The 26,452-nt window shown below is 64.6% G+C and carries 23 protein-coding genes; 7 read left to right on the top strand and 16 right to left on the bottom strand.

All coding sequences use genetic code 11. The features are described from left to right. Positions 1-40: 40 nt before the first annotated feature. The 3 genes from DFS21_RS05800 to DFS21_RS05790 all read right to left on the bottom strand — a co-directional run bounded on the left by DFS21_RS05800 (position 41) and on the right by DFS21_RS05790 (position 4,076). On the bottom strand, positions 41-1,138 hold the full coding sequence (locus DFS21_RS05800; RefSeq protein WP_110697184.1) for a polyamine ABC transporter substrate-binding protein: 1,098 nt from the start codon (positions 1,136-1,138) through the stop codon (positions 41-43). 169 nt (positions 1,139-1,307) lie between these two features. Next, the gene (locus tag DFS21_RS05795) at positions 1,308-2,669 is read right to left on the bottom strand and encodes an aspartate aminotransferase family protein (protein ID WP_111531971.1); all 1,362 of its coding nucleotides are present in this window, start codon (positions 2,667-2,669) and stop codon (positions 1,308-1,310) included. A gap of 48 nt (positions 2,670-2,717) precedes the next feature. Then, a complete protein-coding gene (locus DFS21_RS05790) occupies positions 2,718-4,076 on the bottom strand; it encodes a glutamine synthetase family protein (RefSeq protein ID WP_038707014.1) in 1,359 nt (452 codons plus the stop codon). 667 nt (positions 4,077-4,743) lie between these two features. Here DFS21_RS05790 and DFS21_RS05780 point away from each other — a divergent pair. After that, complete coding sequence (locus DFS21_RS05780; RefSeq protein ID WP_038707015.1) at positions 4,744-6,120, top strand: glutamine synthetase family protein; 1,377 nt, start codon at positions 4,744-4,746, stop codon at positions 6,118-6,120. A gap of 45 nt (positions 6,121-6,165) precedes the next feature. On the opposite strand, the gene argA is transcribed toward DFS21_RS05780, so the two are convergent. Together argA and argE are read right to left on the bottom strand one after the other, a co-directional pair. Continuing rightward, positions 6,166-7,464: an amino-acid N-acetyltransferase gene (gene argA / locus DFS21_RS05775; RefSeq protein ID WP_102685077.1), complete on the bottom strand. Its 1,299-nt coding sequence runs from the start codon at positions 7,462-7,464 to the stop codon at positions 6,166-6,168. Positions 7,465-7,572: 108 nt separating this feature from the next. After that, positions 7,573-8,718 carry an acetylornithine deacetylase gene (argE, locus tag DFS21_RS05770; protein WP_110697180.1) on the bottom strand — a complete coding sequence of 382 codons (1,146 nt, stop codon included), beginning with the start codon at positions 8,716-8,718 and terminating at the stop codon, positions 7,573-7,575. 143 nt (positions 8,719-8,861) lie between these two features. Between argE and DFS21_RS05765 the strand changes: the two genes are divergently transcribed. Further along, positions 8,862-10,241, top strand: coding sequence for an inorganic triphosphatase (locus tag DFS21_RS05765; protein WP_111531970.1), 1,380 nt, complete (start codon positions 8,862-8,864; stop codon positions 10,239-10,241). A gap of 56 nt (positions 10,242-10,297) precedes the next feature. Here the strand turns inward: DFS21_RS05765 and DFS21_RS05760 are convergent, their stop codons facing one another. Continuing rightward, positions 10,298-10,768: an Lrp/AsnC family transcriptional regulator gene (locus tag DFS21_RS05760; protein WP_110697178.1), complete on the bottom strand. Its 471-nt coding sequence runs from the start codon at positions 10,766-10,768 to the stop codon at positions 10,298-10,300. Positions 10,769-10,893: 125 nt separating this feature from the next. On the opposite strand from DFS21_RS05760, the gene DFS21_RS05755 reads away from it, so the two are divergent. The 3 genes from DFS21_RS05755 to DFS21_RS05745 all read left to right on the top strand — a co-directional run bounded on the left by DFS21_RS05755 (position 10,894) and on the right by DFS21_RS05745 (position 13,383). Next, entirely contained in the window at positions 10,894-11,220 is a 327-nt protein-coding gene (locus DFS21_RS05755) for a hypothetical protein (RefSeq protein ID WP_110697176.1), read from the top strand. A gap of 97 nt (positions 11,221-11,317) precedes the next feature. Next, entirely contained in the window at positions 11,318-12,976 is a 1,659-nt protein-coding gene (locus DFS21_RS05750; RefSeq protein ID WP_111531969.1) for a GspE/PulE family protein, read from the top strand. A gap of 92 nt (positions 12,977-13,068) precedes the next feature. Then, complete coding sequence (locus tag DFS21_RS05745; RefSeq protein WP_102685073.1) at positions 13,069-13,383, top strand: DUF2388 domain-containing protein; 315 nt, start codon at positions 13,069-13,071, stop codon at positions 13,381-13,383. Positions 13,384-13,415: 32 nt separating this feature from the next. On the opposite strand, the gene gcvP is transcribed toward DFS21_RS05745, so the two are convergent. The 10 genes from gcvP to DFS21_RS05695 form a co-directional block, all read right to left on the bottom strand. Further along, positions 13,416-16,289 carry an aminomethyl-transferring glycine dehydrogenase gene (gene gcvP, locus DFS21_RS05740; RefSeq protein WP_111531968.1) on the bottom strand — a complete coding sequence of 958 codons (2,874 nt, stop codon included), beginning with the start codon at positions 16,287-16,289 and terminating at the stop codon, positions 13,416-13,418. Positions 16,290-16,466: 177 nt separating this feature from the next. Next, complete coding sequence (gene gcvH, locus DFS21_RS05735) at positions 16,467-16,850, bottom strand: glycine cleavage system protein GcvH (RefSeq protein ID WP_111531967.1); 384 nt, start codon at positions 16,848-16,850, stop codon at positions 16,467-16,469. Positions 16,851-16,898: 48 nt separating this feature from the next. Continuing rightward, entirely contained in the window at positions 16,899-17,981 is a 1,083-nt protein-coding gene (gcvT, locus tag DFS21_RS05730; protein ID WP_110697170.1) for a glycine cleavage system aminomethyltransferase GcvT, read from the bottom strand. A 124-nt stretch (positions 17,982-18,105) separates the two neighbouring features. After that, positions 18,106-19,686 (bottom strand): iron ABC transporter permease, encoded by a 1,581-nt coding sequence (locus DFS21_RS05725; RefSeq protein WP_178082001.1) that lies wholly within the window; start codon positions 19,684-19,686, stop codon positions 18,106-18,108. A gap of 158 nt (positions 19,687-19,844) precedes the next feature. Then, positions 19,845-20,846, bottom strand: coding sequence for an extracellular solute-binding protein (locus DFS21_RS05720; RefSeq protein WP_110697168.1), 1,002 nt, complete (start codon positions 20,844-20,846; stop codon positions 19,845-19,847). Positions 20,847-20,962: 116 nt separating this feature from the next. After that, positions 20,963-22,180: a 2-octaprenyl-3-methyl-6-methoxy-1,4-benzoquinol hydroxylase gene (locus DFS21_RS05715; protein WP_178082000.1), complete on the bottom strand. Its 1,218-nt coding sequence runs from the start codon at positions 22,178-22,180 to the stop codon at positions 20,963-20,965. 9 nt (positions 22,181-22,189) lie between these two features. Then, the gene (locus DFS21_RS05710) at positions 22,190-22,672 is read right to left on the bottom strand and encodes a DUF4442 domain-containing protein (RefSeq protein WP_110697164.1); all 483 of its coding nucleotides are present in this window, start codon (positions 22,670-22,672) and stop codon (positions 22,190-22,192) included. Further along, positions 22,669-23,868: a 2-octaprenyl-6-methoxyphenyl hydroxylase gene (gene ubiH / locus DFS21_RS05705; protein WP_110697162.1), complete on the bottom strand. Its 1,200-nt coding sequence runs from the start codon at positions 23,866-23,868 to the stop codon at positions 22,669-22,671. Before ubiH ends, DFS21_RS05710 begins: the two co-directional genes overlap by 4 nt. Further along, positions 23,865-25,199, bottom strand: coding sequence for a Xaa-Pro aminopeptidase (gene pepP, locus DFS21_RS05700; protein WP_110697160.1), 1,335 nt, complete (start codon positions 25,197-25,199; stop codon positions 23,865-23,867). Before pepP ends, ubiH begins: the two co-directional genes overlap by 4 nt. Before the next feature lie 21 nt (positions 25,200-25,220). Then, the gene (locus tag DFS21_RS05695; protein ID WP_038707024.1) at positions 25,221-25,775 is read right to left on the bottom strand and encodes a YecA family protein; all 555 of its coding nucleotides are present in this window, start codon (positions 25,773-25,775) and stop codon (positions 25,221-25,223) included. 146 nt (positions 25,776-25,921) lie between these two features. Here DFS21_RS05695 and DFS21_RS05690 point away from each other — a divergent pair, with 146 nt between their 5' ends. Together DFS21_RS05690 and DFS21_RS05685 are read left to right on the top strand one after the other, a co-directional pair. Beyond that, positions 25,922-26,131 carry a TIGR02449 family protein gene (locus tag DFS21_RS05690; RefSeq protein WP_023631616.1) on the top strand — a complete coding sequence of 70 codons (210 nt, stop codon included), beginning with the start codon at positions 25,922-25,924 and terminating at the stop codon, positions 26,129-26,131. Continuing rightward, positions 26,128-26,445, top strand: a complete 318-nt coding sequence (locus DFS21_RS05685) for a cell division protein ZapA (protein ID WP_023631617.1) — start codon at positions 26,128-26,130, stop codon at positions 26,443-26,445. The genes DFS21_RS05690 and DFS21_RS05685 overlap by 4 nt, the downstream gene beginning before the upstream one ends. The last annotated feature ends 7 nt before the right edge of the window (positions 26,446-26,452 follow it).

The raw sequence follows: 26,452 nt of genomic DNA, 5'->3' as shown, positions 1-26,452 counted from the left end.
AGGGCGGGAAGGCCCGGCCCAGAGGGGGTGTGCATCGGACTTACTTGCCCGACTTGATCTTGGTCCAGCTGCGAGTGATCTCACGCTGGGCGGTCTTCTCTGGCGCCTTGATAGCGTAGAGCTGCGCCTTCACTTCTTCAGACGGGTAGATCGCCGGGTCGCTGGTAATGTCTTTGTCCACGAACTCGGTGGCAGCCTTGTTACCGTTCGGGAAACGCACGGCGTTGGTGATACCGGCCATCACTTTCGGTTGCAGCAGGTATTCCATGAACTTGTAGGCAGCGTCGAGGTTCTCGGCGTCTTTCGGAATGGCGACCATGTCATAGAAGGTGCCAGCGCCTTCCTTCGGAATGACATAGCTCAGCTTGACCTTGTCACCGGCCTCGTGGGCACGGGCCTTGGACTGCTCCAGGTCGCCCGAGTAGCCCACCGCCACGCAGATGTTGCCGTTGGCCAGGTCAGAGATGTACTTGGAGGAGTGGAAGTAGGTGATCGAAGGGCGAATTTTCAGGAACAGGTCCTCGGCCGCCTTCAGGTCCTCTTTCTTGGTGCTGTCGCTCGGCTTGCCCAGGTAGTGCAGCGCGGCCGGGATCATCTCGGTCGGTGCATCGAGGAAGCTCACGCCGCAGCTCTTGAGCTTGGCGATGTTCTCTGGCTTGAACACCACGTCCCACGAGTCGATCTTGTCGATGCCCAGCGCGGCCTTGACCTTCTCCGGGTTGTAGCCGATGCCGATGGAGCCCCACATGTAGGGGAAGGCGAACTTGTTGCCCGGGTCGCTGGCATCGCCGACCGCCTTGAGCAGGGCCGGGTCGAGGTTTTTCCAGCTCGGCAGCTTGGAGCGGTCCAGCTCCTGGTAGACGCCGGCCTTGATCTGCTTGGCCAGGAAGTTGTTGGACGGCACGACGATGTCGTAACCCGACTTGCCCGCCAGCAGCTTGGCTTCAAGGGTCTCGTTGCTGTCGAAGACGTCGTAGACGACCTTGATGCCGGTCTCTTTCTCGAAGTTGGCCACGGTGTCCGGGGCGATGTAGTCCGACCAGTTGTAGACGTGCAGCACCTTGTCGTCAGCCTGAACAGCGGTGGCCATGGCACCCATCAGGGCGGCGGCCAGCAGCGTCTTGCCCAATTTCTTCATGCGTAATGCTCCAGAATTTATTATCAAGCCATCTGTTCAGCAGCCAGGTACCACGGGACGCGCGTTGGGCGACTAAACAGCCGTTAGTCTGGCAAGTTACAAGGCGCTGTTTCAACAGAAGCAGGGCCTTGCAACGACATTAATGTCACCTCGCCAGCCTAGCAGACTGTCATTTGACCGCCTCGTAGGTCAGATCCAGGCACTTGCGCGCCTTTTCCACCAGTTCGTCGATCTCTTCGCGGCTGATCACCAGCGGCGGCGCAATGATCATGGTGTCGCCCACCGCGCGCATCACCAGGCCGTTCTCGAAGCAATGGGTGCGGCAGATCATGCCGACGCCCCTGCCCTCATAGCGGCTGCGGGTGGCCTTGTCCTTGACCAACTCGATCGCGCCGAGCAGGCCCAGGCCGCGTACCTCGCCCACCAGCGGGTGGTCCTGCAGCTCACGCAGTCGTTTTTGCAAATACGGTGCCGTTTCGTTGCGGGCACGCTCGACAATCTTCTCGTCGCGCAGGATGCGCAGGTTTTCCAGGCCCACCGCCGCTGCCACCGGGTGGCCGGAGTAGGTGAAGCCGTGGTTGAAGTCACCACCTTCGCTGATCACCTTGGCCACTTTGTCACGCACGATCACACCGCCCATGGGGATGTAACCGGAGGTCAGGCCCTTGGCGATGGTCATCAGGTCGGGTGCAAGGTCGTAGTAGTCGGAGCCGAACCACTCGCCGGTACGGCCGAAACCGCAGATCACTTCGTCGGCGACGAACAGGATGTCGTACTTGGCGAGGATCTCCTTGATCTTCGGCCAGTAGGTCTCAGGCGGAATGATCACCCCGCCCGCACCCTGGATCGGCTCGGCGATGAAGGCGGCGACGTTGTCCTCGCCGACTTCGAGAATCTTCTTCTCCAACTGCTCGGCCGCCCACACGCCGAATTCGTCCGGGGTCATGTCGCCCCCCTCACCGAACCAGTACGGTTGCGGGATATGCACGATGCCCGGGATCGGCAGGCCGCCCTGCTCGTGCATGCCACTCATGCCACCCAGGCACGCACCCGCAAAGGTGGAGCCGTGGTAGCCGTTGATGCGGCCGATGATGGTCTGCTTGTGCGGCTTGCCCTTCAGCGCCCAGTAGTGGCGAACCATGCGCAGCACGGTGTCGTTACCCTCGGAACCGGAGCCGGTGAAGAACACATGGGTCATGCCCTTGGGCGCCACGTCGGTGATCGCCTCGGCCAGCTCCAGTGCCGGCGGGTGGGCGGTCTGGAAGAACAGGTTGTAGTACGGCAGTTCGCGCATCTGTTTTTCTGCCGCCTGCACCAGCTCTTCGCGGCCATAGCCGACCGCCACGCACCACAGGCCGGCCATGCCGTCGAGGATCTTGTGCCCCTCGCTGTCCCACAAATGCACACCCTGCGCCTTGGTGATGATGCGCGGCCCCTTTTCCTTCAGCTGTTTGTAGTCGCTGAAAGGTGCAAGGTGGTGCTCGCCGCTCAGGGTTTGCCATTCACGGGTTTGCGGGTTGTTGACGCTCATGTGCTTCTCCATGGTCCGGTGGCCGCGCCCTGGCGGCCTCAGGGTTGATCACACGGCAAACAGCAGGAACTCTCGCTCCCAGGAGCTGATGACGCGCTTGAAGTTCTCGTGCTCGGCGCGCTTGGTGGCGACGTAGCCGGTGATGAATTTCTTGCCCAGGTACTGCTCCAGCGCGCGGCTGATTTCCATGCGCTCGAGGGCGTCCTCGATGGTCAGCGGCAGGCGCAGGTTTCGGCGCTCGTAGCCACGACCCTGGACTGGCGCGCTGGCCTCGATGCCTTCGACCATGCCGATATAGCCACACAGCAGGCTGGCGGCAATGGCCAGGTACGGGTTGGCGTCGGCCCCCGGCAGGCGGTTCTCGACCCGGCGGTTCTGCGGCCCGGCATCCGGTACGCGCAAGCCGACGGTGCGGTTCTCTTCGCCCCACTCGACGTTTACCGGCGCGGAGGTGTCCGGCAGGAAGCGACGGAACGAGTTGACGTTGGGGGCGAACAGCGGCAGCGCCTCGGGGATGAACTTCTGCAGGCCGCCAATGTGGTTGAGGAACAGCTCGCTCATGCTGCCGTCGGCGTTGGAGAAGATGTTCTTGCCGGTGACGGCATCGACCACGCTCTGGTGCAGGTGCATGGCACTGCCCGGCTCGCCGGTCATGGGCTTGGCCATGAAGGTGGCGGCCACGTTGTGCTTGAGCGCCGCCTCGCGCATGGTGCGCTTGAACACCAGGATCTGGTCGGCCAGGTGCAGGGCGTCACCATGACGGAAGTTGATTTCCATCTGCGCGGTGCCGTCCTCGTGGATCAGCGTGTCGAGGTCCAGCTGCTGCAGCTCGCACCAGTCGTAGACGTCCTCGAACAGCGGGTCGAACTCGTTGGCCGCCTCGATGGAGAACGACTGTCGGCCGGTTTCCGGGCGGCCGGAACGGCCCACCGGCGGCTGCAGCGGAAAGTCGGGATCTTCGCTACGCTTGGTCAGGTAGAACTCCATCTCGGGCGCGACAATCGGCTGCCAGCCCTTGTCGGCGTAGAGTTTCAGGACCTTCTTCAGCACATTGCGCGGCGACAGTTCGACCGGGTTGCCCTTCTTGTCGTAGGTGTCGTGGATCACCTGGGCGGTCGGCTCGATGGCCCATGGCACGAGAAACACCGCGTTCTCGTCGGGGCGGCAGATCATGTCGATGTCGGCCGGGTCGAGCAGTTCGTAATAGATGTCATCGTCGACGTAATCGCCGGTCACGGTCTGCAGCAGCACGCTCTCGGGCAGGCGCATGCCCTTTTCGGCGATGAATTTGTTGGTCGGCGAGATCTTGCCGCGGGTGATGCCGGTCAGGTCACTGATCAGGCACTCCACTTCGGTGATCTTGTGCTCTTTCAACCAATCGGTGAGCTGGTCGAGGTTGTTACTCATAAATACCTCAGGAGGTAATGTGGCGCGGTTGGCGGCAACCGGCGGCCACTGACGCCAGGCGTCGGACAAAGTCGGCGCGCAGCGCGCCGAGGGGCCTGGACAGGCCCGCGCCTTGATTCTGGATGCTGTGCATGGCTAAAGCAAAAACCCTCGCGCAGGACGACAATGCATACACGCCATGGGCGCGCGTCCGGACAGAAAGCGAAGGGCAGAAGGAAAGGAGGTGTTGCGCTAAAGCGTTACGAGGCATGGCTTTTTCAAGCGAACCGTCAATTATTGCGGCCAGCGCAGCGCCCCTTCGAAACAGGCGTGCAATGACCGGACGGCAACCGGGAGATGTACCTGAACGCACCGTGCATGCGGCGCTGGCAGGTCTCGACAGGCGGACCATGTGACCCTCGTATTATTGTGTTCTGGGTTGATGCCGAGCTTAGCCTCGTTCATTTTTTTACACAACTCCCCCGTAAAAAATAAAACACGCCCCGCTCGGGATAACCCTTCAAGTCGAAAATAGCGGATAATGGCACGCCCCGAGATGCAGCAAATCTGCCGTAGATGTGCCATTTAAGGGCATCAGGGTGCTGGCTTGACTTAACCTGGTCTTTCCGATTGACTGGGGTTGCAAGCCCCCCTTGATTGATATTTTTAACAACAAAGGTGTTGCATCATGTCGGTACCCCCGCGTGCCGTTCAGCTTAACGAAGCGAACGCGTTCCTTAAGGAACATCCTGAGGTTCTCTACGTTGACCTTCTGATTGCAGATATGAATGGTGTGGTGCGCGGCAAGCGCATAGAGCGCACCAGCCTCCACAAGGTTTACGAGAAAGGCATCAACCTGCCGGCCTCCCTCTTCGCCCTGGATATCAACGGGTCGACCGTCGAAAGCACAGGCCTGGGCCTGGACATCGGCGATGCCGACCGGATCTGCTACCCGATCCCCGACACTCTCTGCAACGAGCCTTGGCAGAAGCGCCCGACCGCGCAGCTGCTGATGACCATGCACGAGATCGAAGGCGAGCCGTTCTTTGCCGACCCGCGTGAAGTGCTGCGCCAGGTGGTGAGCAAGTTCACCGACCTGGGCCTGACCATCTGCGCCGCGTTCGAGCTGGAGTTCTACCTGATCGACCAGGAGAACGTGAACGGCCGCCCGCAGCCGCCACGCTCGCCGATTTCGGGCAAGCGCCCGCAGTCGACCCAGGTGTACCTGATCGACGATCTCGACGAATACGCCGACTGCCTGCAGGACATCCTCGAAGGCGCGAAGGAACAAGGCATCCCAGCCGACGCCATCGTCAAGGAAAGCGCCCCGGCGCAGTTCGAAGTCAACCTGCACCACGTCGCCGACCCGCTCAAGGCCTGTGACTATGCGGTGCTGCTCAAGCGCCTGATCAAGAACATCGCCTACGACCATGAAATGGACACCACCTTCATGGCCAAGCCCTACCCGGGCCAGGCAGGCAACGGCCTGCATGTACACATCTCCGTGCTGGACAAAGATGGCAACAACATCTTCACCAGCGAGGATCCCGAGCAGAACGCCGCGCTACGTCACGCTGTCGGCGGTGTGCTCGAGACCCTGCCCGCCTCGATGGCGTTCCTCTGCCCGAACGTCAACTCGTACCGCCGTTTCGGCGCGCAGTTCTACGTGCCGAACGCACCGAGCTGGGGCCTGGACAACCGTACCGTGGCGCTGCGCGTGCCGACCGGCTCGCCGGATGCCGTGCGCATCGAACATCGCGTGGCCGGCGCCGACGCCAACCCGTACCTGATGATGGCTGCGGTACTGGCCGGCGTGCACCACGGTTTGACCAACAAGGTCGAACCGGGCGAGCCGATCGAAGGCAACTCGTACGAGCAGCTGGAACAGAGCCTGCCGAACAACCTGCGCGATGCCCTGCGCGAGCTGGACGACAGCGAGATCCTCAACAAGTACATTGATCCGAAGTACATCGACATCTTCGTCGCGTGCAAGGAAAGCGAGCTGGAGGAGTTCGAGCACTCGATCTCCGACCTCGAGTACAACTGGTACCTGCACACCGTGTAACTGAAAACGCCGCCCTCAGGGGCGGCGTTTTTCATTGCCTTCGCGTCAGAGCGGTTTCTCGAAGATCTTCGAATTGCGCTGGTAGTTGTACAGCGAAGCCCGCGCCGCCGGCAGCCGTTCCACGCCACTGGGCGAGAAGCCGCGCTCACGGAACCAGTGTGCGGTCCGGGTCGTCAGCACGAACAAGGTATTGAGCCCCAGCGTGCGCGCCCGCTCCTCGATGCGCTCGAGCAGTTCGTCACCACGCCCGCCATGCCGGTACTCCGGGTTTACCGCCAGGCACGCCAGCTCCCCCGCCTCGGAATCGGCAATCGGGTAAAGCGCCGCGCAGGCGATGATCATGCCCTCGCGCTCGACCACGCTGAACTGTTCGATCTCCCGCTCCAGCACCTCCCGCGAACGGCGCACCAGGATGCCCTGTTCTTCCAACGGGCTGATCAGTTCCAGCAGGCCGCCGACATCCTCGATGGTCGCCTCGCGTACCACCTCGAACTGCTCCTGGGACACCAGCGTGCCACCGCCCCCGCGGGTGAACAGCTCGGTCAGCAGCGCACCGTCCTCGGCGTAACTGACGATGTGACTGCGCGCCACACCGCCCTTGCAGGCTTCGGCAGCGGCATCCAGCAGCTCGGCCTGGTAGTCGCTGCCCAGTCGCTGCAGGTGCGGCGCGATCTGTTGCGGGCGCAGCTCGCGCACCAATTGTCCACGCTCATCCAGCAGGCCCGGCTCGGCCCCGAACAGCAGCAGCTTGTCGGCCCCCAGCTCGATGGCGGCGCGGGTGGCCACATCTTCGCAGGCCAGATTGAAGATCTCGCCGGTCGGCGAGTAGCCCAGCGGCGACAGCAACACGATGGAACGCTCATCGAGCAGGCGATTGATGCCCTTGCGGTCGACCCGGCGCACTTCACCGGTATGGTGATAGTCGACCCCTTCAAGCACGCCGATCGGCCGTGCGGTGACCAGGTTGCCGGAGGCCACGCGCAGGCGCGAGCCCTGCATCGGCGAGGCCGCCATGTCCATCGACAGGCGTGCTTCGATGGCCAGGCGCAGGGCACCGACGGCGTCGATCACGCAGTCCAGTGTCGCCGCGTCGGTGATGCGCATGCCATGGTGGTAGTGCGGGGTCAGGCCACGGCTGGCCAGGCGGCTTTCGATCTGCGGACGTGAACCGTGTACCAGCACCAGGCGCACGCCCAGGCTGTGCAGCAGCACAAGGTCGTGGACAATGTTGCCGAAGTTCGGGTGCTCGACGCCATCACCGGGGAGCATGACCACGAAGGTGCAGTCGCGGTGGGCGTTGATGTAGGGGGAAGCATGGCGCAACCAGTTGACGTAATCGGGCATGACAAGGCCTGTGGATAAGTGAACGGAGAACGAAAAGGCGCACAACGTTCGAAAGTCATCGTCGGAACAGGCTTGCGGTCACGCGCGGTCTCCTCTGCTCAGGAAGGATCAATGGTTCAGGCAATAGTGGCGGATCAGATCACGCAATAGACGCACGGTAGGCTCGATGCGTGACATTTCAAGGTATTCCCCTGGCTGGTGGGCACAAGCGATGTCACCGGGGCCCAGCACGATGGTCTGGCAACCGAGCTGCTGAAGATAAGGCGCTTCGGTGCCAAAGGCCACCGCTTCGGCGCGATGGCCGGTCAGACGCTCGGCCAGGCGCACCAGCTCGCTGTCGGCGGCCTGTTCAAAAGGTGGCACCTCGGGGAACAGTGGCGCGTAATCGATGCGCACTTCATGGCGTTCGGCCAACGGTGCCAGCTTGCCGCGGATCGCTGCGCGCAGCTGCTCAACATCCATGCCCGGCAATGGCCGCAGGTCGAACTCCAGGGCGCACTGGCCACAGATGCGGTTGGGATTGTCGCCGCCATGGATACAGCCAAAGTTCAGGGTCGGCGCAGGCACCGTGAACTGTGGGTTGCGGTACTGCTCCTGCCAGCTGCGGCGCAGCGTCATCAGCTCGCCCATCACCGCATGCATGGCTTCCAGGGCGCTGCGACCCAGGGTCGGATCCGACGAATGGCCACTGCGCCCGAGAATGTCGATGCGGTCCATGAGGATGCCCTTGTGCATGCGGATCGGCTTGAGCCCGGTGGGCTCGCCGATCACCGCCGCCCGCCCGAGGGGCTGGCCGGCCTCGGCCAAGGCCCGGGCGCCGGACATGGAGCTTTCTTCGTCGCAGGTGGCGAGGATCAGCAGCGGCTGTTTGAAATCGTGCTCTAGCAGCGGGATCACCGCCTCGATGACCAGGGCGAAGAAGCCCTTCATGTCGCAGCTGCCCAAGCCGACCCAACGGCCATCGACCTCGGTCAGCTTGAGCGGGTCGCTGCTCCACAGTTGCGGGTCGAAGGGCACCGTGTCGCTGTGCCCGGCCAGCACCAGGCCGCCCGGGCCGGTGCCGCGGCTTGCCAGCAAGTTGAACTTGCCAGGGCCGACCTGTTGGATCTCGCACGTGAAACCCAGGTCACCCAACCAGCCGGCCAGCAGGTCGATGACGGCTCGGTTGGACTGGTCCAGCGCAGCCTGGGTGCAACTGACCGAAGGTGCGGCGATCAGGGCGGCAAACTGGTCTTTCAGCGATGGCAACGGCATGCGCGGACTCCTCGGAAGCGTGAGAGGCATCATAACAACGCGGTCGCCTGGCAGGACAACCCCATACGCCCCTTCGCGGACCGGCAGGCACCACCCGACTCCTGTAGACTGCACACCACGATGCCCCTCCTTTCGAGCCCGCGATGCACAAAGAAACCGAACTCAAACTCCGCGCCAGTCGCGAGACCCTTGCCGCCCTGCGCGAGCACCCGCTGCTGAAAAAGCGCAACAAGTCCGGCTGGCAGACCCGCGAACTGCTCAACCAGTACTTCGACACCCCGGAGCGCGACCTGTCCGCCGCCCGTGTCGCCCTGCGCCTGCGCCGCGATGGCGAGGTCATCATCCAGACCCTCAAGTGCCGCGGCCAGAGCGTGGCCGGCCTGTCCGAGCGCAACGAGTTCGAGTGGCACCTGGACAAGGTCAAGCTCGATCTGAAGAAGCTCGATGGCACCTGCTGGCCCGAGCAACTGGCCGGGCTGGACAAGAAGACCATCAAGCCGCTGTTCACCACCGATTTCACCCGCGAGTACGCTGAAATCGCCTGGGGTCGCGGCAAGGCCAAGGTGGTGATCGAAGCGGCCATCGACCAGGGCTTCGTGATCGCCGGCAAGCGCAAGGAAGAGATCTGCGAGCTGGAACTGGAACTGCGTGAAGGTGCCCCGGAGGCGCTGTTGGAACTGGCCGCCGAGCTGTCCGCCAGCCTCGCCCTGATGCCATGCGACATCAGCAAGGCCGAGCGGGGCTACCGCCTGCTCGATCCGGACAGCTACGAGCTGGGCCTGCCCGCGACCGAGCTGCACGCCGAGATGCCGCTGGACGACGCCTACGCCGCCCTGGCCTGGCAACTGCTGGGCAGCAGCCAGCGCCTGGCCGAGCAGTATCGCCACAATGGCCACTGGCGCCTGCTGCAGGACTGGGTCCGCTGCCTGGCCGAACTGCGCGCCATCACCGCCAGCCTCGGCCAGGCGGCACCGCGCCCGACCACCCGAGCCTTGCGCGCCAGCCTCGATGCGCTGCTGGAAGACTGGCGCCCGCTGGTACTGGCCGGCAACGATGACGAAGACATCCGCCGCGCCGCGCCCGAGCAGTTCGCTGAAGAGCTGGAAGACCCGCGCTGGGGCCAGTTCTCCCTGGAGACCGCACGCTGGCTGACCGCCCGCACCTGGACCGTCGAGCGCAAGGGCCGTGGCGAGCGCCAGGGCAAGGCACAGCTGGCCAGCTGGCTGCAGCACTTGCTGGGCGAGGAAGCCCGCGCCCTGAAGCTGCCGCTGTATGTGCAGCGGCCGGAGGACCTGGCCGAGCAGCTGCCGCGCATAGAGACCGTGCAAACTTGGCTGCACCACGCCCGCCAGGTACTCGACCTGCCACAGCTGGACCGTCTGTACGGCGAGCTGAACAAGCTTCACGAGCTGGCCGAACTGCCGCTGCTGGAGGAAGACAAGGGCGAACTGCTGGAGGCCCGTATCGAACAGGCTCGCGCCATCGAGCAGAACCGCGCCTGGAAGCACCTGCTCAAGGTCTGAGTCCGCACCGCCCGCTCCTGCACTCGTGGGAGCGGGCTTGCCCCGCGATTGGCACTTCAGGGCCTCAGCGGCAGGCTCGTGGTCGACTTGATCTCCGACAACGCCACGATCGAGTTAACTTCCTGAATACCCGGCACGTTCGACAGCTTTTCGAAGAAGAACCGCTCGTAAGCCTCGATGTCCGAGGTGACGATACGCAGCAGGAAGTCCACCGCCCCCATCAGCACGTAACATTCCAGCACTTCGGGAAAACCGCGGATCGCCTCGGTGAATTCGGCGAAGTTCGAACGGCCGTGGGCGTTGAGCTTCACTTCGGCGAAGATCTGCGTGTTCAGCCCTACCTTCTTGCGGTCCAGCAGCGTCACCTGGCCGCGAATCACCCCCTCCTCTCTCAAGCGCTGAATACGCCGCCAGCAAGGTGACTGCGACAGGCCCACACGCTCGGCAACCTGTGCGCTGGACAGCGAGGCGTCGTCTTGCAGCAGTTCAAGAATGCGCCGGTCGTAAGCATCCAACTCACCAAGCATGAATAATTCTCCAATTTGCATTTTTACGAATTAAAAAATTCGCATAAGCGCGATACTGGCGAATCATAGCGAAAAAATACCCCGTGTGACGTGCAAGAATTCCTCCACTTTCGCGGAGACCCAGCATGAACGCACTCGAACGGCCCCTCAACTTGCCCCGCCTCGACGCCTGGGCCGCCAACACTGTCCACTGCACGGTGCACTACCGCCTGCAGGCCGACGCCGAACCGGACAGCCTGTGCCGCGTGCTCAACCTGTTCGCCCTGCAGTTCCTCACCCCACACAGCGTCAATGTGAGCCAGTGCGACGATCTGCTGGACGTGGCGATCGGCGTCGGCGGCCTGAGCTGGCACCGGGCCGAAGTGATCGCACAGAAACTGCGCAACCTGGTCTGCGTCAGCGAAGTGTGCCTGGCGAATCTGCCACAGCTTTCGGAGGTCGCCAGCCGTTGAAACCGGCAGGCAATGTCCGGAAACCCTTTGCACCGACGCCTTGCGTCCTGCACGGCTAGCCTTGCCCAGGCCTCTGAAGCTCGGCAAGGACACTTCCATGCTCGCCAACGAAAACCATGATCTTGACCTCAATCGCCTGCTGGATGCCTTGCTGGCTGAGCAGCGGATCGCCCCCGAAGCCGTTCTCGCGGCACTTGAGCGCGGCAAGACCCACCCTGCTGAACATCCCTTGGAACTGATCGCCGCCATCAGCCACCCGCTGGGGCTGGACGCCCTGTGCCGCTGGTTGGCAGACCGGGTTGGCCAACCTTTTCTGGTAATCGACCCCTTGCAGGTCGACCTGGTGCGCGTGGCCGGGCTGATGTCCGCAGCCTTCGCCCAGCGCCATGGCATCCTCGCCGTGGCCGTGGATGAATACAGTGTCACGGTGGCCAGCGCGCAGCCTTATCAACACCAATGGGAGGCAGACCTGAGCCGTAGCCTGGGCAAGGCAGTGCGTCGGGTGCTGGCCAGTCCGCGACAGCTCCGCCAGCTGCGCCCGACCTTCCTGGGCCTGGCCCACTCCGTGCGCGGCGCGGGCCTTGGCCAGTTGCCCCGTCTCGGCGAGCTGGAGCAACTGCTCGAACTGGGTGCCAGGCAAGCCCAGGCCAGCGCGGACGATGCCCATATCGTGCACATCGTCGACTGGATGCTGCAGTACGCCATCGAGCAGCGCGCCAGCGATATCCACCTGGAGCCTCGCCGTGAACAAGGCCATCTGCGCCTGCGCATCGATGGCCTGCTGCACGCGGTGTATGCCTTCCCGGCCAGCGTCACACTGGCCATGGTCAGCCGGCTGAAGCACCTGGGCCGCATGAACGTCGCCGAAAAACGCCGGCCACAGGACGGCCGCCTGAAAACCCGCCTGCCCAGCGGCGCCGAGGTGGAACTGCGCCTGTCCACCCTGCCCACCCCGTTCGGCGAGAAGCTGGTGCTGCGCCTGTCCGACCCTCAGCAACTGCACGACAGCCTAGAAACCCTGGGCCTGGAGGGCGCGTTGCTGGAGCAGTGGCTGGCCCTGCTGCAACAGCGCCAGGGCATCCTGCTGGTGACGGGGCCGACCGGCTCGGGCAAGACCAGCACCCTCTATGCCAGCCTCCGGCACCTGGCCACCCCCCAGGTCAACCTGTGCAGCATCGAAGACCCGATCGAGCGTCTTGAACCGATGATCAACCAGTTGCAGGTCCAGCCCAGCCTGGAGCTGGACTTCGCCAGCGGTGTCCGCGCCCTGCTGCGCCAGGACCCGGACATCATCATGATCGGCGAAATCCGCGACCGGGAAACCGCCCAGGTGGCCGTGCAGGCGGCCCTCACCGGGCATCTGGTGTTGTCGACCCTGCATACCCAGGACGCCTGCGGCGCGATCACCCGCTTGTTGGAGCTTGGCGTCGCCGACTACCTGATCCGGGCGACTCTGATCGGGGTCATGGCCCAGCGCCTGGTGCGCACGCTATGTCGCGCTTGTCTGGGCCTGCCCCCGCAGGATCGCCAGGCCTGCCCGCAATGCAGGGGTACGGGTTTCCATGGGCGTACCGGGCTGTTCGAACTGCTCCAGGTCAGCGCCGCATTGCGCGAACGGATCACCCCCGCCAGCGATCTCGCCGACTTGCGGCAACAGGCCGAGGTAGACGGGTTGCGTGACCTTCGACGGCACGGTGGTGACCGGGTCGTCCAGGGCAGGACCTGTACCGAAGAGGTCCTGCGGGTCTGTGGATAACCAAGAAATCCCCTTTGTGGCCGGGAACTTGGGGCAGTGAGAAACGCTCAAATCGGCATCTCAACCGCCCTCATACACCGAGGTGATTCATCATGCGTTTCAAAACAGCCATCGCAGCCACCGTCCTGTTCTCGCTGCCCCTTGGCTCCGCCATGGCCGACACGTTCTGGCGCAATATCATCTCCTCCGGCGCGACTACCGCCTCGACCTACCTGACGTTCAAGGACCACAAGCTGATCGTCGCCGCCCAGGACGACGCCGGCAGCTTCGTTGCCAGTGATGGCGCCATTCGCGGGCCGTTCCTGGAAGCCGCAATCCGCCAGGTGCGCGCGGACAACCCGGGCGTGCAGGCCAGTGACATGGAACTGGCCAACGCTATCCTGGCCAAGAACGCTGTGGCCGAGTAAGCCCATTCCTGCTGTGGCGGTGGATCGCTAACTCAGCGATAAGCCTCCACCGGCACGCACGCGCAGAACAGATTCCTGTCCCCATACACGTTGTCGACCCGGTTCACCGCCGGCCAGTACTTGTGCTGGCGGGCGTGAGCGCTGGGGGCGATGCCCTGTTCAATGCTGTAGGGCCGGTTCCACGGCGCCAGCACATCGGCCAGGGTGTGCGGGGCATGCTTGAGCGGGTTGTCCTCGGCCGGCCAGTTGCCGTCCTGCACCTGCGCGATCTCGGCGCGGATCGCCAGCATCGCTTCGACGAAACGGTCCAGCTCGGCCTTCGACTCACTCTCGGTGGGCTCGACCATCAACGTGCCCGGTACCGGGAACGACATGGTCGGGGCATGGAAGCCATAATCCATCAGGCGCTTGGCCACGTCCTCCTCGGTAATGCCGGTCAGCGCCTTGAGCGGGCGCAGGTCGAAGATGCACTCATGGGCCACCCGCTGGTTGCGCCCACGGTAGAGCACCGGGAAGGCATCGCGCAGCTGGCTGGCCAGGTAATTGGCGGACAGGATCGCCACCTCGCTGGCATCGGCCAGCTGCGGACCCATCATGGCGATGTACATCCAGCTGATCGGCAGGATGCTGGCGCTGCCCCAAGGCGCCGCGCTCACCGCGCTGTTGTTCGGGTCCAGCCCCGGCACCGGCACCACCGGGTGGCTGGCCACGAACGGCTTGAGATGTGCACGGATGCCGATGGGCCCCATGCCCGGGCCACCGCCGCCATGGGGGATGCAGAAGGTCTTGTGCAGGTTCATGTGCGAGACATCGGCACCGATGTCCGCCGGCCGCGTCAGCCCTACCTGGGCATTGAGATTGGCGCCGTCCATGTAAACCTGCCCGCCAAGCTGGTGCACCACCTCGCAGATCTCGCGGATGCCCTCTTCGTACACCCCATGGGTGGACGGGTAGGTCACCATAAGGCACGACAGCCGCTCGCCGGCCTGGCGCGCCTTGGCCTTGAGGTCGTCGAGGTCGACGTTGCCATCCCCGTCGCACTCGACGATCACCACCTCCATGCCGGCCATCTGCGCCGACGCCGGGTTGGTGCCATGGGCCGAGGACGGGATCAGGCAGATCGTGCGCCCGGCCTGGTGGCGGCTGCGGTGGTAACGAGTGATCGCCATCAGCCCGGCGTACTCGCCCTGGGCGCCCGAGTTGGGCTGCATGCAGATGGCATCGAAGCCGGTGATGGCGCACAGCCAGGCTTCGAGCTCGTCGATCATCGCCTTGTAGCCTTGCACCTGCGCCGCCGGGGCGAACGGATGCGGTTGGGCGAACTCAGGCCAGGTGATGGGGATCATCTCGCTGGTGGCGTTGAGCTTCATGGTGCACGAGCCCAGCGGGATCATCGACTGGTTGAGTGCCAGGTCCTTGTTCTCCAGCTGCTTGAGGTAGCGCAGCATCTCGGTCTCGCTGTGGTGCAGGTTGAACACCGGGTGCTGCAGGATCGGCGTGCGCCTCACCAGCGCGCCGGGGATGCCTTCGGGCAGGGCCTGCTGGTCGAGGGCGGCAATGTCCAGGCCGTGGTCGACGCCGAGGAAAATGTCGAACAGCTTGAGCACCGTGGCCTCGTCGCAGGTTTCGTCCAGGCTCACCCCCAGATGGCCACGGCCAAGGATGCGCAGGTTGATGCGGGCGTCCTCGGCGCTTTCGATGATCGCCGCCTGGGTGCCGCCGACGTCCAGCGTCAGGGTGTCGAAGAAATGCTGGTTGAGGCGCTTGATGCCCTTGGCTTCGAGGCCGGCGGCGAGGATGAACGTCAGCCGATGCACGCGCTGGGCGATGCGCTGCAAGCCCTCGGGGCCATGGTAGACGGCGTAGAAGCCGGCGATGTTGGCCAGCAGCACCTGGGCCGTGCAGATGTTGGAGTTGGCCTTCTCGCGACGAATGTGCTGCTCGCGGGTCTGCAGGGCCATGCGCAGCGCGGTGTTGCCACGGGCATCACGTGATACGCCGATGATGCGCCCGGGCATGGCCCGCTTGTAGTCGTCGCGGCAGGCGAAGTAGGCCGCGTGCGGCCCGCCATAGCCCATGGGCACGCCAAAGCGCTGGGTCGAGCCGAGCACCACGTCGGCACCCAGTTCGCCGGGCGGCGTCAGCACCACCAGGCTGAGGATGTCGGCGGCGACGCAGGCCAGGGCCTGCTGGCCATGCAGCTGGTCGATCAGCGGGCGCAGGTCGCGCACCTCGCCGTGGGTGTCGGGGTATTGCAACAGCGCGCCGAACACTTGGTGCTGGCCCAGGTTATCCACAGAATCGACAATCAGCTCGAAGCCGAACCCCTCGGCGCGGGTCTTGAGCACCGACAGGGTTTGCGGGTGGCAGTGCTCGTCGGCGAAGAAGGCGTTGCTCTTGCTGCGCGCCACGCGCTTGGCCAGGGCCATGGCTTCGGCGGCGGCGGTGGCCTCGTCAAGCAGCGAGGCATTGGCCAGGGGCAGGCCGGCAAGGTCGATGACCATTTGCTGGAAATTCAGCAGCGCCTCCAGCCGGCCTTGGGCGATCTCTGGTTGGTAGGGTGTGTAGGCGGTGTACCAGCCAGGGTTCTCCAGCACGTTGCGCAGGATGACGGTGGGCGTGATGGTGGCGTGGTAGCCCATGCCAATCAGGCTGGTCCATAGCTGGTTCTGCGCAGCGTAGCCTGCGAGTTTGGCCAGTGCGGCCTGCTCATCGAGGGCCGGCGGCAGGTCGAGTGGGCGATTGAAGCGGATGCCCGGCGGCACCGTCTGCTCGATCAGTTCACTGCGGCTGGCGACGCCGAGGGCGTCGAGCATGGCCTGCTGCTCCTGGGCATCGGGCCCCAGGTGGCGACGCAGGAAAGGGTTTGGCTCTTGCAGTTGGCTCAGCGATGGTGACTGGGACATGGCGACGATCTCTTCCTGGACCAGCTCTCATGGAGACTTACAAGTCTAGGAAGGATTGCCGAATATGCGGGGATTATTGCGTTTGCCGTGCAACCCTCATCGGGGGCAAGCCCGCTCCCACGCCTGGAACACATCGCCATGGCGCACGTCGTGGGAGCGGGCTTGCCCCGCGATCATTTACTCGCCGATGGCAGCCTTGTAACCAGCAGCATCCAGCAGCTTGTCCAATTCAGCCGGGTTGCTCGGCTTCAGCTTGAAGATCCACGACTCGTAAGGTTCTTCGTTGAGCAGCTCCGGGCTGTCGGCCAGCTCTTCGTTGACCGCGATGACTTCACCACCCACCGGCGCATAGATATCTGAGGCGGCCTTGACCGACTCAACCACTCCAGCGGCGTCGCCGGCTTCGAATACCTTGCCGACTTCGGCCAGTTCGACGAACACCACGTCACCCAGTGCTTGCTGGGCATGGTCACTGATACCCACGGTCACCGTGCCATCGGCTTCCAGGCGAGCCCACTCGTGGCTTTCGGCAAAACGCAGGTCGGCGGGGATTTGGCTCATTGTCTTGTATTCCTCGTAATGGGTCAGCGGACGGCCCGCCGTTAATGTTCAGATCAGGATCTTGCCATGGCGCACGAAGGTCGGCTTGACCACTCGCACCGGGTACCACTTGCCGCGGATTTCCACCTCGGCCCGGTCACCGGTGGCCATGGGCACGCGGGCCAGGGCAATGGATTTGCTCAGCGTAGGCGAGAAACTACCACTGGTGATCTCCCCTTCGCCAATCCCGGACACACGGACCACCTGATGCGCGCGCAATACGCCACGCTCCTCGAGCACCAGGCCGACCAGTTTCTCCTTCACGCCCTGTTCGATTTCCGCGAGCAGGCCGCTGCGGCCGATAAATTCGCGCCCGGCCGGCTCCCAGGCGACGCTCCAGCCCAGGTTGGAGGTCAACGGGGTATGGGCTTCATCGATATCCTGGCCATACAGGTTCATGCCGGCTTCCAGGCGCAGCGTATCGCGGGCGCCCAGGCCACTCGGGGCGATACCGGCGCCGACCAGGTCGTTGTAGAACGCCGGGGCCTGTTCGCCCGGAAGAATGATTTCCAGCCCGTCTTCCCCGGTATAGCCGGTGCGGGCGATGAACCAGTCACCGTCGGCGAGGCCTTCGAAGGGGCGCAGCTCGCGGATCAGCGCGGCCCGCGAGGCGCTGAGCAGGGCAGCGACCTTTTCTCGGGCGTGAGGCCCCTGGATGGCGAGAATGGCCAGTTCAGGCCGCGCCTTGAAATTCACCTTGAAGCCTTCGCTGCGGGTCTGCAGCCAGGCCAGCACCTTGTCGCGGGTGGCGGCATTGGCCACCAGGCGATAACCGTCTTCGGTGCGGTAGGCGATGAGATCGTCAATGACCCCGCCCTCGGCATTGAGCAGCGGGCTGTAGAGGGCCTTGCCGGGGGTTTCCAGGCGCGTCACGTCGTTGGCCAGCAGGTGCTGCAGCCAGGGCGTGGCGGCGCAGCCATCGATATCGATGACCGTCATGTGGGAAACATCGAACACCCCGCAATCACTGCGCACCTGGTGGTGCTCCTCGACTTGCGAGCCGTAGTGCAGGGGCATGTCCCATCCGCCGAAATCGACCGTCTTGGCGCCGAGCGCCAGGTGCAGGTCATACAGAGGCGTACGCTGTCCCATGGGTTTCTCCTTCCGGGCGTGGCGAGGCGGCGGCGGTCGGCGATGTTCAAGCATCACCTGTTCTTGTAGGACCCGTCGCTGCGAATGCCGCGCATTGTAGCCGCAAGGGAGCTGCGTGACACCCTCAGCGCGGATGCCCCGGACGATGGGCCGAGCGGCGGATCAGGCCGATCACCGGCAGCAGGCCGACCAGTACCAGGGTCAACGCTGGCAGCGAAGCACGCGCCCATTCGCCCTCGCTAGTCATCTCGAACACGCGCACGGCCAAGGTGTCCCAGCCAAACGGGCGCATCAACAAAGTCGCCGGCATCTCCTTGAGTACATCGACGAATACCAGCAGGGCGGCACTGAGGGCGCCGGGCACCAGCAACGGCAGATACACCTTGAAAAACAATCCTGGGCCACCGACCCCGAGGCTGCGCGACGCTTCCGGAAGCGATGGGCGGATCCGCTCCAGGCTGCTCTCCAGCGGACCATAGGCCACAGCGATGAACCGCACCAGATAAGCCAGCAACAATGCCGACAAGCTTCCCAGCAACATCGGTTTGCCAGCCCCACCCAACCACTGGGACAGCGGCACTACCAGCTCGTTGTCCAGGTAGCTGAACGCCAACATGATCGACACGGCCAGCACCGAGCCGGGCAAGGCGTACCCCAGGTTGGCCAAGCCGACCCCGGCGCGGATACCAGCGATCGGGGCCTGCCGCCTGGCGAACGCCAGCAGCATGGCCACGCTGACCGTGATCAACGCCGCCATGGCACCGAGGTACAGGGTGTGCATGACCAGGCCGAGATAACGCTCGTCGAGGTCGTGCCGACCCCGCTGCCAGAGCCACGCCAGCAACTGCAGCATCGGGATGACGAAGGCACAGGCGAACACCAGCAGGCACCAGACACTGGCAGCCAACGCCTTGATACCCCGCAAGTGATAAAGCGCCTGTGCCCTCGGGCGTTCGTTGCCACTGCGGCTGGCCCCTCGGGCCCTGCGCTCGCCATACAGCACCAGCATCACGGCCAGCAACAGCAGGCTGGCCAGTTGCGCCGCGCTGGACAGGCTGAAGAAGCCGTACCAGGTCTTGTAGATGGCTGTGGTAAAGGTGTCGAAATTGAATACTGCCACCGCGCCGAAATCGGCCAGGGTCTCCATCAATGCCAGGGCGATGCCGGCGCCGATGGCCGGCCGCGCCATGGGCAAGGCCACCCGCCAGAACGCCTGCAGCGGTGACAGCCCCAACACCCGCGCCGCCTCCATCAAGCCCTTGCCCTGGGCCAGGAACGCTGTGCGCGCCAGCAGGTAGACGTAGGGGTAGAACACCAGCACCAATACCGTGATCACGCCACCGGTGGAGCGCACCCTGGGCAGGCGCATGGGCCCGAACACCTCGCGCAGCGCAGTCTGCACGGGGCCTGCAAAATCGAGCAGGCCGACGAAGACGAACGCCAGCACATAGGCCGGGATGGCGAACGGTAACATCAAAGCCCAGTCCAGCCATCGCCGACCGGGGAATTCGCAGAGGCTGGTGAGCCAGGCCAAACTCACCCCCAGCACGGTCACGCCAAGACCTACGCCGACCACCAGGGTCAGGGTGTTGCCCAGCAGGCGACTCATCTGGGTGTCGAGCAGGTGCGACCAAATCTGCATGTCGACCGACTGCCATGACAACAGCAAGACGCTGAGCGGCAGCAAGACCAGGGCGGCAACCATGAAGACCGGCAGGTACCAGCGGCGTTGGGGGGTGTGAGGCAAATCGAAGGTCTCGATGGCTGAGCGATAGCATCGCGGGGCAAGCCCGCTCACACGTCCGCATGGTTCGTGGGAGCGGGCTTGCCCCGCGATCGGTTCTCAAGGATAAGGCGGTGGACTCAGTTCCAGCCAGCCCGATCCATCAAGCGAATGGCTTCGGCCTGGCGCTTGCCAGCGACTTCTACCGGAATGCTGTCGGCCTTGAAGCTACCCCAGGCCGCCACTTCCGCCGATGGCTTCACCTTCGGGTTGGCCGGGAATTCCTGGTTGATGTCGGCAAACAGCTTCTGCGCCTCCTCGCCGGTCATCCACTCCACCAGTTTCTTTGCCGCTTCCGGATGCGGCGCATGCTTGGTCAGGCCGATGCCCGACAGGTTGACGTGCACACCGCGGTCACCCTGGTTGGGCCAGAACAGCTTCACCGGCAGATCGGGCTTTTCCTTGTGCAGGCGCCCGTAGTAATAGGTGTTGACGATGCCCACGTCGCACTGGCCGGCGGCAATGGCCTGAAGCACTGCGGTGTCGTCGGAGAACACGTCGGTGGACAGGTTGTTGACCCAGCCCTTGATCAGTTTCTCGGTCTCGGCCTCGCCGTGGTTCTCGATCAGGGTGGCGGTCAGCGACTGATTGTAGACCTTCTTCGCCGTGCGCAGGCACAGGCGGCCTTCCCAGTGCTTGTCGGCCAGGGCCTCGTAGGTGGTCAGCTCGGTGGGTTTGACCCGGTCGGTGGAGTAGGCGATGGTCCGTGCGCGCAGGCTCAGGCCAGTCCAGTCGTGGGACGAGGCGCGGTACTGCGGCGGAATGTTCTGGTCGATGGTGGCCGACTTGATCGGTTGCAGGATGCCCATCTGCTCGGCTTGCCAGAGGTTGCCGGCATCGACGGTGAGCAGCAGGTCGGCCACGCCGTTCTCGCCCTCGGCCTTGATGCGCTGCATCAAGGGGGCTTCCTTGTCGGTGATGAACTTGATCTTGACGCCGGTCTTGGCGGTGTAGGCGTCGAACACCGGCTTGATCAGCTCGTCGATGCGCGAGGAGTACACCACCACTTCTTCCGCCGCCTGGGCGGTGCCGCCGAACAGAGTGAGGGCCAAAGCGGCCAGTAGGGGCTTGCGGGGCAACATCGGGGGTACTCCTCGCTGGGTTGAGAGGTGCAAATGGTAGTGAATCCCATTTTCCCGCTCATCTGCTTAGCCGTTACTGGATGTTGCAAGGGGCTGCTGCGCAGCCCCAGCGACCCTCAGGCCTTGGCCAACTCCGGCAGGTCCCCGGACAACCCCAATGCCTGGCGCACGAACAGCGCCTTGGCCTCCGGCATCTGCTCCACCAGCTTCAACCCACTGTTGCGCAACCAGCGCAGCGGCAACGGGTTGGCCTGGAACAACCGCTCGAAGCCCTCCATTGCTGCCATCAGCGCCAGGTTGTGCGGCATGCGCCGCCTTTCGAAGCGGCTCAGCACCTTCACATCGGCCAGGCGCTCGCCGCGCTCGCTGGCACGCACCAGCTCTTCGGCCAGCACGGCGGCATCGAGGAAGCCCAGGTTGACCCCCTGCCCCGCCAGCGGATGGATGGTGTGGGCGGCGTCGCCGATCAGCGCCAGCCCTTCATCGACGTAGCGCTTGGCATGGCGCTGGCGCAGCGGCACGCAGACCCGCGGATCAGCCTCGAGCACGTCCCCCAGACGGCCTTCAAAGGCACGCTCAAGCGCCTTGCGAAACGCCGCGTCGTCCAGCGCCATGGCCTGCTCGGCCTGCTCCGGCGTGGTCGACCAGACAATCGAGCACCAGTCCTGGCGGCCATCACGCGACAGCGGCAGGAACGCCAGCGGGCCTTCGTCCGTAAAACGTTGCCAGGCCGTGGCACGGTGCGCCTCGCTGCAACGCACGCTGGTGACGATAGCGTGGTGCAGGTAATCCCATTCGCGAGTTTGGCAGCCCGCCAGGCGACGCACCGCCGAGTTGGCGCCATCAGCGGCGACCACCAGCGGCGCGCGCAGCTTGCGACCATCGGCCAAGGTCACCAGCCATTCGTCGCCGGAGCGGCGTAACTGCTCCAGGCGGGCATTGGCCAGCAGCCCGACATCGCTGTCGTGCAGACGCTCCAGCAGGCCGTCCTGGACCACACGGTTCTCGACGATATGCCCCAGCACCTCGGCATGCACGCTGGCCGCGGAAAAATGAATCTCGCCGGTGCCGCTACCATCCCAGACGTGCATGTCCGAGTAGGGCGAAACCCGGCGCCGGGCGATGCCCTCCCAGGCGCCCAGGCGCTCGAGAATGCGCTGGCTGGCGGCCGACAGGGCACTGACCCTGGGTTCGAAAGGCGCCTCGCCGTCAAACGGCTTGACCGACAAAGGACCGCCGTCGAGCAGGAGCACCTCCAGGCCACTGTGGCGCAAGGCCAGGGCCAGGGCGCTGCCGACCATGCCGGCACCGACAATCAACAGATCTGCGCGCATTTCCATGCCTTACGCCTGCCTCGCTTGCGGCTTGAGCCGCACGTATAAAGTTTTGTCGACCCGCGCCACCAGCTCGCCGGCGCCATCGCGGATCTCCACCTGCAACCGCGGCAGGTACTTCTTGCCGCTGGCGGTCTGCTGGCGGATCTCGTCGAGCAGCGCGTCGTCGACGTGGAACTGGGCATACACCGGGCCCTTGCCCGGCGAGATGAAATCGATGGAGGCGGCCTTGTCCCAGACGATGTACTCGCGCCCCAGTTGCTCGATCAGCAGCAGCATGTAGAACGGGTCGACCATCGCGTACAGGCTGCCACCGAACTGGGTGCCGACGTAGTTGCGATTCCACCGCGTCAGCTTCATGCGCACCTTGACGCTGCGCATGTCCGGGCTGATTTCCTGGATGTGGATGCCGGCGCCCAGGTAGGGCGGGTAGACGTTCAGCAACCAGCGCAGCATCCGCGCTCGCCGTGCGAGCCGGCGCGCAGCGCTCATGGGCGGCCCCGCAGGTCGGGGCGGGTACCCAGGCCCATGGCCTGGCGGGCGAACCAGCTTTTCGCCGGCGGCAGCAGGTCCAGCCCGAGCAGGCCGATGTTGCGCCCGGCCGCCAGCAGCGGCTGGTTGCTGCCGAACACACGGGTGACCTGGTCGGAGAAGCCGATGGTCAGGGCCTGGTCGAGGCGCTGGCGCTGGTGATAGGCCTGCAGCGAACCCAGGTCACCGGGCAACGCCGGGCCGGCTAGTAGCGCATCCGCCAGCGACTGCACATCACGCAGCGACAGGTTGAAGCCTTGGCCTGCGATAGGGTGCAGGCTATGGGCGGCATTACCCAGCACCACCAGGTGCGGGCGCACCTGCTCCTCGGCCTCCACCAGCGCCAGCGGGTAGAGATGGCGGGCTCCGACCTGGCGCAAGGCACCGAGGCGGTAGCCAAAGGCTTCCTGCAGCTCGCGCAGGAAGCTGCGCTCGTCGAGCTCGGCCAGGCGTTTGGCGTCCATCCCCTGACGGGTCCATACCAGCGCGCAGCGGTTGTCCGCCAGCGGCAGCAGGGCCATCGGCCCTTGCTCGGTGAAGCGCTCGAACGCCTGCCCGGCATGGGCCTCGCCTGGGGTGATGTTGGCGATCAGCGCGCTCTGGTCATACGGCGTGTGGCGCACATGGATGCCCAACTGCTCGCGCAGGCCCGAACGGCCACCATCGGCCAGCACCGCCAGGTCGCATTCCAGCGTGGTGTCGTCGTCCAGCTGCAGCCGATAGCCACCGGCGATGGCCTGCATCGCCTGCACTTGCGCCGGGCAGCGCCAGCTGACCACCTCGTTGTCGATGGCCTGCCACAGGCACTGGCCGAGCCAGGCGTTCTCCACCACATAGCCAAGCGCCGGCACGCCTTCCTCCAGCGCATCCAGGCGCGTGGCGCCGAAGCGGCCACGGTCGGACACCTGGATCTGCCGGATCGGCTCGGCGCGGCGGCTGATGGCCTGCCACAACCCCAGCCGCTCGTAGATCTGCCGGGTGCCGAAGGACAGCGCCGAAGAACGCGCGTCGTAGCTGGGCTGGAAGCTGTCGCCCGGGGCGAACGGCTCGATCAGCAGTATCGTCCAGCCACGCGCCTTGGCCGCGGCCTGCAGCGTCAGGGCCAGGCTGGCGCCCACCAGGCCGCCACCGATGATCGCCAGGTTGACCCGGTTCATGCGGCGTCCTTGCGGGCTTCGTGCATCAGCGCCTCGATCTCGGCGACCGTGCGCGGCACGCCTGAAGTGAGGATTTCACAGCCTTGTCTGGTTACCACCACGTCGTCCTCGATCCTTACGCCGATGCCGCGCCATTTCTTCGCCACGGCCTGGTTGTCGGCCGCGATATAGATGCCCGGTTCGACGGTCAACGCCATGCCCGGCTCGAGCACGCGCCACTGGCCACCGACCTTGTATTCGCCCACGTCGTGCACGTCCATGCCCAGCCAATGCCCGGCGCGGTGCATGTAGAAGGCACGGTAGGCCTCGCTGTCGATCAGCGCCTGCACCTCGCCCTTGAGCAGGCCCAGCGTCACCAGCCCTTCGGTGATCACCCGCACGGTCGCCTCGTGGGCATGGTTCCAGTGCTTGCCCGGGGCGATCTCGGCGAACGCCGCGGCCTGGGCCGCGAGCACCAGCTCGTAGATGGCCTTCTGTTCCGGCGAGAAGCGCCCGCTGACCGGGAAGGTGCGGGTAATGTCGCTGGCGTAGCAGTCGATCTCGCAACCGGCGTCGATCAGCACCAGGTCACCGTCCTTGAGCGGCGCATCATTCTGCTGATAGTGCAGGATGCAGCCATTGCGCCCGGCGGCGACGATCGAGCCGTAGGCCGGCATCTTCGCCCCACCCTTGCGGAACTCGTAGTCCAGTTCGGCTTCCAGGCTGTACTCATGCAGCCCTGCCCGGCAGGCCTGCATGGCGCGCACATGGGCACGGGCGGAGATCGCCGCGGCCTCGCGCATGACCTTCACTTCCGCCGCCGATTTATACAGGCGCATGTCGTGCAGCAGATGATCCAGGGCAACGAACTCGTTCGGCGGCTGGGCGCCCAGGCGCGCCTTGGAGCGGATCACGTTGATCCACTCCATCAGCCGGCGATCGAACTCGGGGTTGCCACCCATGTTGCTGTAGACCCGCTCGCGGCCTTCGATCAAGCCGGGGAGGATTTCGTCGATATCGCTGATGGGGAAGGCATCGTCGGCGCCGAAATCACGCACCGCGCCTTCCTGGCCGGCCCGCAGGCCGTCCCACTGCTCGCGCTCTGGATTGCGCTCGCGGCAGAACAGCACGTACTCGCCATGCTCGCGGCCCGGGATCAGCGCGATCACCGCCTCGGGTTCGGGGAAGCCGCTCAGGTACTGGAAATCGCTGTCCTGGCGATAGACATGCTCGACGTCGCGGTTACGAATGGCGACTGCGGCGGCAGGCAGGATGGCGATGCTGTTGGGGACCATCTGCGCCATCAGCGCCTTGCGCCGACGGGCGTACTCCGCCTTGGGTATGTGGCTCATGGGCAAACGACCCCGATCAGATCAGTGCAGCGATGGCTTTGGCGCGGGCGCTTCGGGCTTGGCCAGCTCGGTGTACAGCAGCAGCGGGGCGACGCGCAGGTACTCCATGACTTCCATGTAGTCGCTTTCGCCGTCCTCGGATTCTTCCAGCGCTTCCTGGACCTGCGAGATGGCCACCAGGTCCTGGAGCACTTCCTTGGCATCGGTGGACAAGTCCTTGCCACCGGCGTTCAGGCCGAAACCGGTGATGAAGCCCTGGCACCACTGGCCCAGTGCGGTGGCGCGGTCGCTGAGTGCGGCATCATCGGAAGGCAACAGCAGGACGATGGCGACGTCGTCGCCGGTCAGCTCGGCCTTGACCATCTCTTGCAGGCCGACCAGGGCGTTGCGGACAGTGTCACCGGGCTCGGTCTCGAGCAGCTGGGCGGCGTCGGCCAGCCAGGCATCGGCATCGAAGCCGGCGCCGGCGCAGCTGCGGCCGATCAGCAGGCCATGCAGCTCGGCGGGGGTGACTGGGTGGCCATTGCTCGAAAGCAACATGGCGAAGGCAATGTAGGGCGATTGGGTATTGGGCATGGGCAGCTAGGCGCCAGACGGCGCAATGACTAGAATGGAGACCTTGTATCCTAGCACCGGCAGGCGCGCCAAGACCATCGGCACTGGCCGTCGCGCCCTTGGGGCAGGCATGATCGCCAGGCGAGTCAAGGAATCGAGTGCAATCCATGCAAGAGAACGACCTGCAAGCGCTGATGAGCCGGTTCGAGTTGCTGATCGAACGGGTCGAGCAACTAAAGCGGCAAAACGCACTCTTAGTAGCTCAGGAACGATCCTGGCGCGAGGAGCGCGCCCACCTGATCGAAAAGAACGAGATCGCCAAACGCAAGATCGAATCGATGATCCTGCGCCTCAAGGCCCTGGAGCAAGACTCATGAGTTCAAGCAATAGCGTCACCGTCCAGATCCTCGACAAGGAATACTCGATCATCTGCCCGCCCGAGGAGCGCAACAACCTGGTCGGTGCCGCCCGTTACCTGGATGGCAAGATGCGCGAGATCCGCAGCAGCGGCAAGGTGATCGGCGCCGACCGTATCGCCGTGATGGCCGCGCTGAACATCACCCATGAGCTGCTGCACCGTCAGGAACGTCCCGAAGTGGCCAGCGGCGGCACCACCCGCGAACAGGTGCGTGACCTGCTGGAGCGGGTCGACCAGGCGCTCTCCGACGATCCGGTTAGCAAAAGCGACTGAGATTGGT

This window comes from Pseudomonas sp. 2848, assembly GCF_003253945.1.
Classification (GTDB): Bacteria; Pseudomonadota; Gammaproteobacteria; order Pseudomonadales; family Pseudomonadaceae; genus Aquipseudomonas.
Note: the sequence above shows the minus strand (reverse complement) of the source record. Positions and strands in the feature narration are given on the sequence as shown.

Coding starts and splice junctions, on each gene's coding strand:
- DFS21_RS05800 (WP_110697184.1), bottom strand. CDS start 1,138: ATGAAGAAATTGGGCAAGACGCTGCTGGCCGCCGCCCTGATGGGTGCC.
- DFS21_RS05795 (WP_111531971.1), bottom strand. CDS start 2,669: ATGAGCGTCAACAACCCGCAAACCCGTGAATGGCAAACCCTGAGCGGC.
- DFS21_RS05790 (WP_038707014.1), bottom strand. CDS start 4,076: ATGAGTAACAACCTCGACCAGCTCACCGATTGGTTGAAAGAGCACAAG.
- DFS21_RS05780 (WP_038707015.1), top strand. CDS start 4,744: ATGTCGGTACCCCCGCGTGCCGTTCAGCTTAACGAAGCGAACGCGTTC.
- argA (WP_102685077.1), bottom strand. CDS start 7,464: ATGCCCGATTACGTCAACTGGTTGCGCCATGCTTCCCCCTACATCAAC.
- argE (WP_110697180.1), bottom strand. CDS start 8,718: ATGCCGTTGCCATCGCTGAAAGACCAGTTTGCCGCCCTGATCGCCGCA.
- DFS21_RS05765 (WP_111531970.1), top strand. CDS start 8,862: ATGCACAAAGAAACCGAACTCAAACTCCGCGCCAGTCGCGAGACCCTT.
- DFS21_RS05760 (WP_110697178.1), bottom strand. CDS start 10,768: ATGCTTGGTGAGTTGGATGCTTACGACCGGCGCATTCTTGAACTGCTG.
- DFS21_RS05755 (WP_110697176.1), top strand. CDS start 10,894: ATGAACGCACTCGAACGGCCCCTCAACTTGCCCCGCCTCGACGCCTGG.
- DFS21_RS05750 (WP_111531969.1), top strand. CDS start 11,318: ATGCTCGCCAACGAAAACCATGATCTTGACCTCAATCGCCTGCTGGAT.
- DFS21_RS05745 (WP_102685073.1), top strand. CDS start 13,069: ATGCGTTTCAAAACAGCCATCGCAGCCACCGTCCTGTTCTCGCTGCCC.
- gcvP (WP_111531968.1), bottom strand. CDS start 16,289: ATGTCCCAGTCACCATCGCTGAGCCAACTGCAAGAGCCAAACCCTTTC.
- gcvH (WP_111531967.1), bottom strand. CDS start 16,850: ATGAGCCAAATCCCCGCCGACCTGCGTTTTGCCGAAAGCCACGAGTGG.
- gcvT (WP_110697170.1), bottom strand. CDS start 17,981: ATGGGACAGCGTACGCCTCTGTATGACCTGCACCTGGCGCTCGGCGCC.
- DFS21_RS05725 (WP_178082001.1), bottom strand. CDS start 19,686: ATGGTTGCCGCCCTGGTCTTGCTGCCGCTCAGCGTCTTGCTGTTGTCA.
- DFS21_RS05720 (WP_110697168.1), bottom strand. CDS start 20,846: ATGTTGCCCCGCAAGCCCCTACTGGCCGCTTTGGCCCTCACTCTGTTC.
- DFS21_RS05715 (WP_178082000.1), bottom strand. CDS start 22,180: ATGCGCGCAGATCTGTTGATTGTCGGTGCCGGCATGGTCGGCAGCGCC.
- DFS21_RS05710 (WP_110697164.1), bottom strand. CDS start 22,672: ATGAGCGCTGCGCGCCGGCTCGCACGGCGAGCGCGGATGCTGCGCTGG.
- ubiH (WP_110697162.1), bottom strand. CDS start 23,868: ATGAACCGGGTCAACCTGGCGATCATCGGTGGCGGCCTGGTGGGCGCC.
- pepP (WP_110697160.1), bottom strand. CDS start 25,199: ATGAGCCACATACCCAAGGCGGAGTACGCCCGTCGGCGCAAGGCGCTG.
- DFS21_RS05695 (WP_038707024.1), bottom strand. CDS start 25,775: ATGCCCAATACCCAATCGCCCTACATTGCCTTCGCCATGTTGCTTTCG.
- DFS21_RS05690 (WP_023631616.1), top strand. CDS start 25,922: ATGCAAGAGAACGACCTGCAAGCGCTGATGAGCCGGTTCGAGTTGCTG.
- DFS21_RS05685 (WP_023631617.1), top strand. CDS start 26,128: ATGAGTTCAAGCAATAGCGTCACCGTCCAGATCCTCGACAAGGAATAC.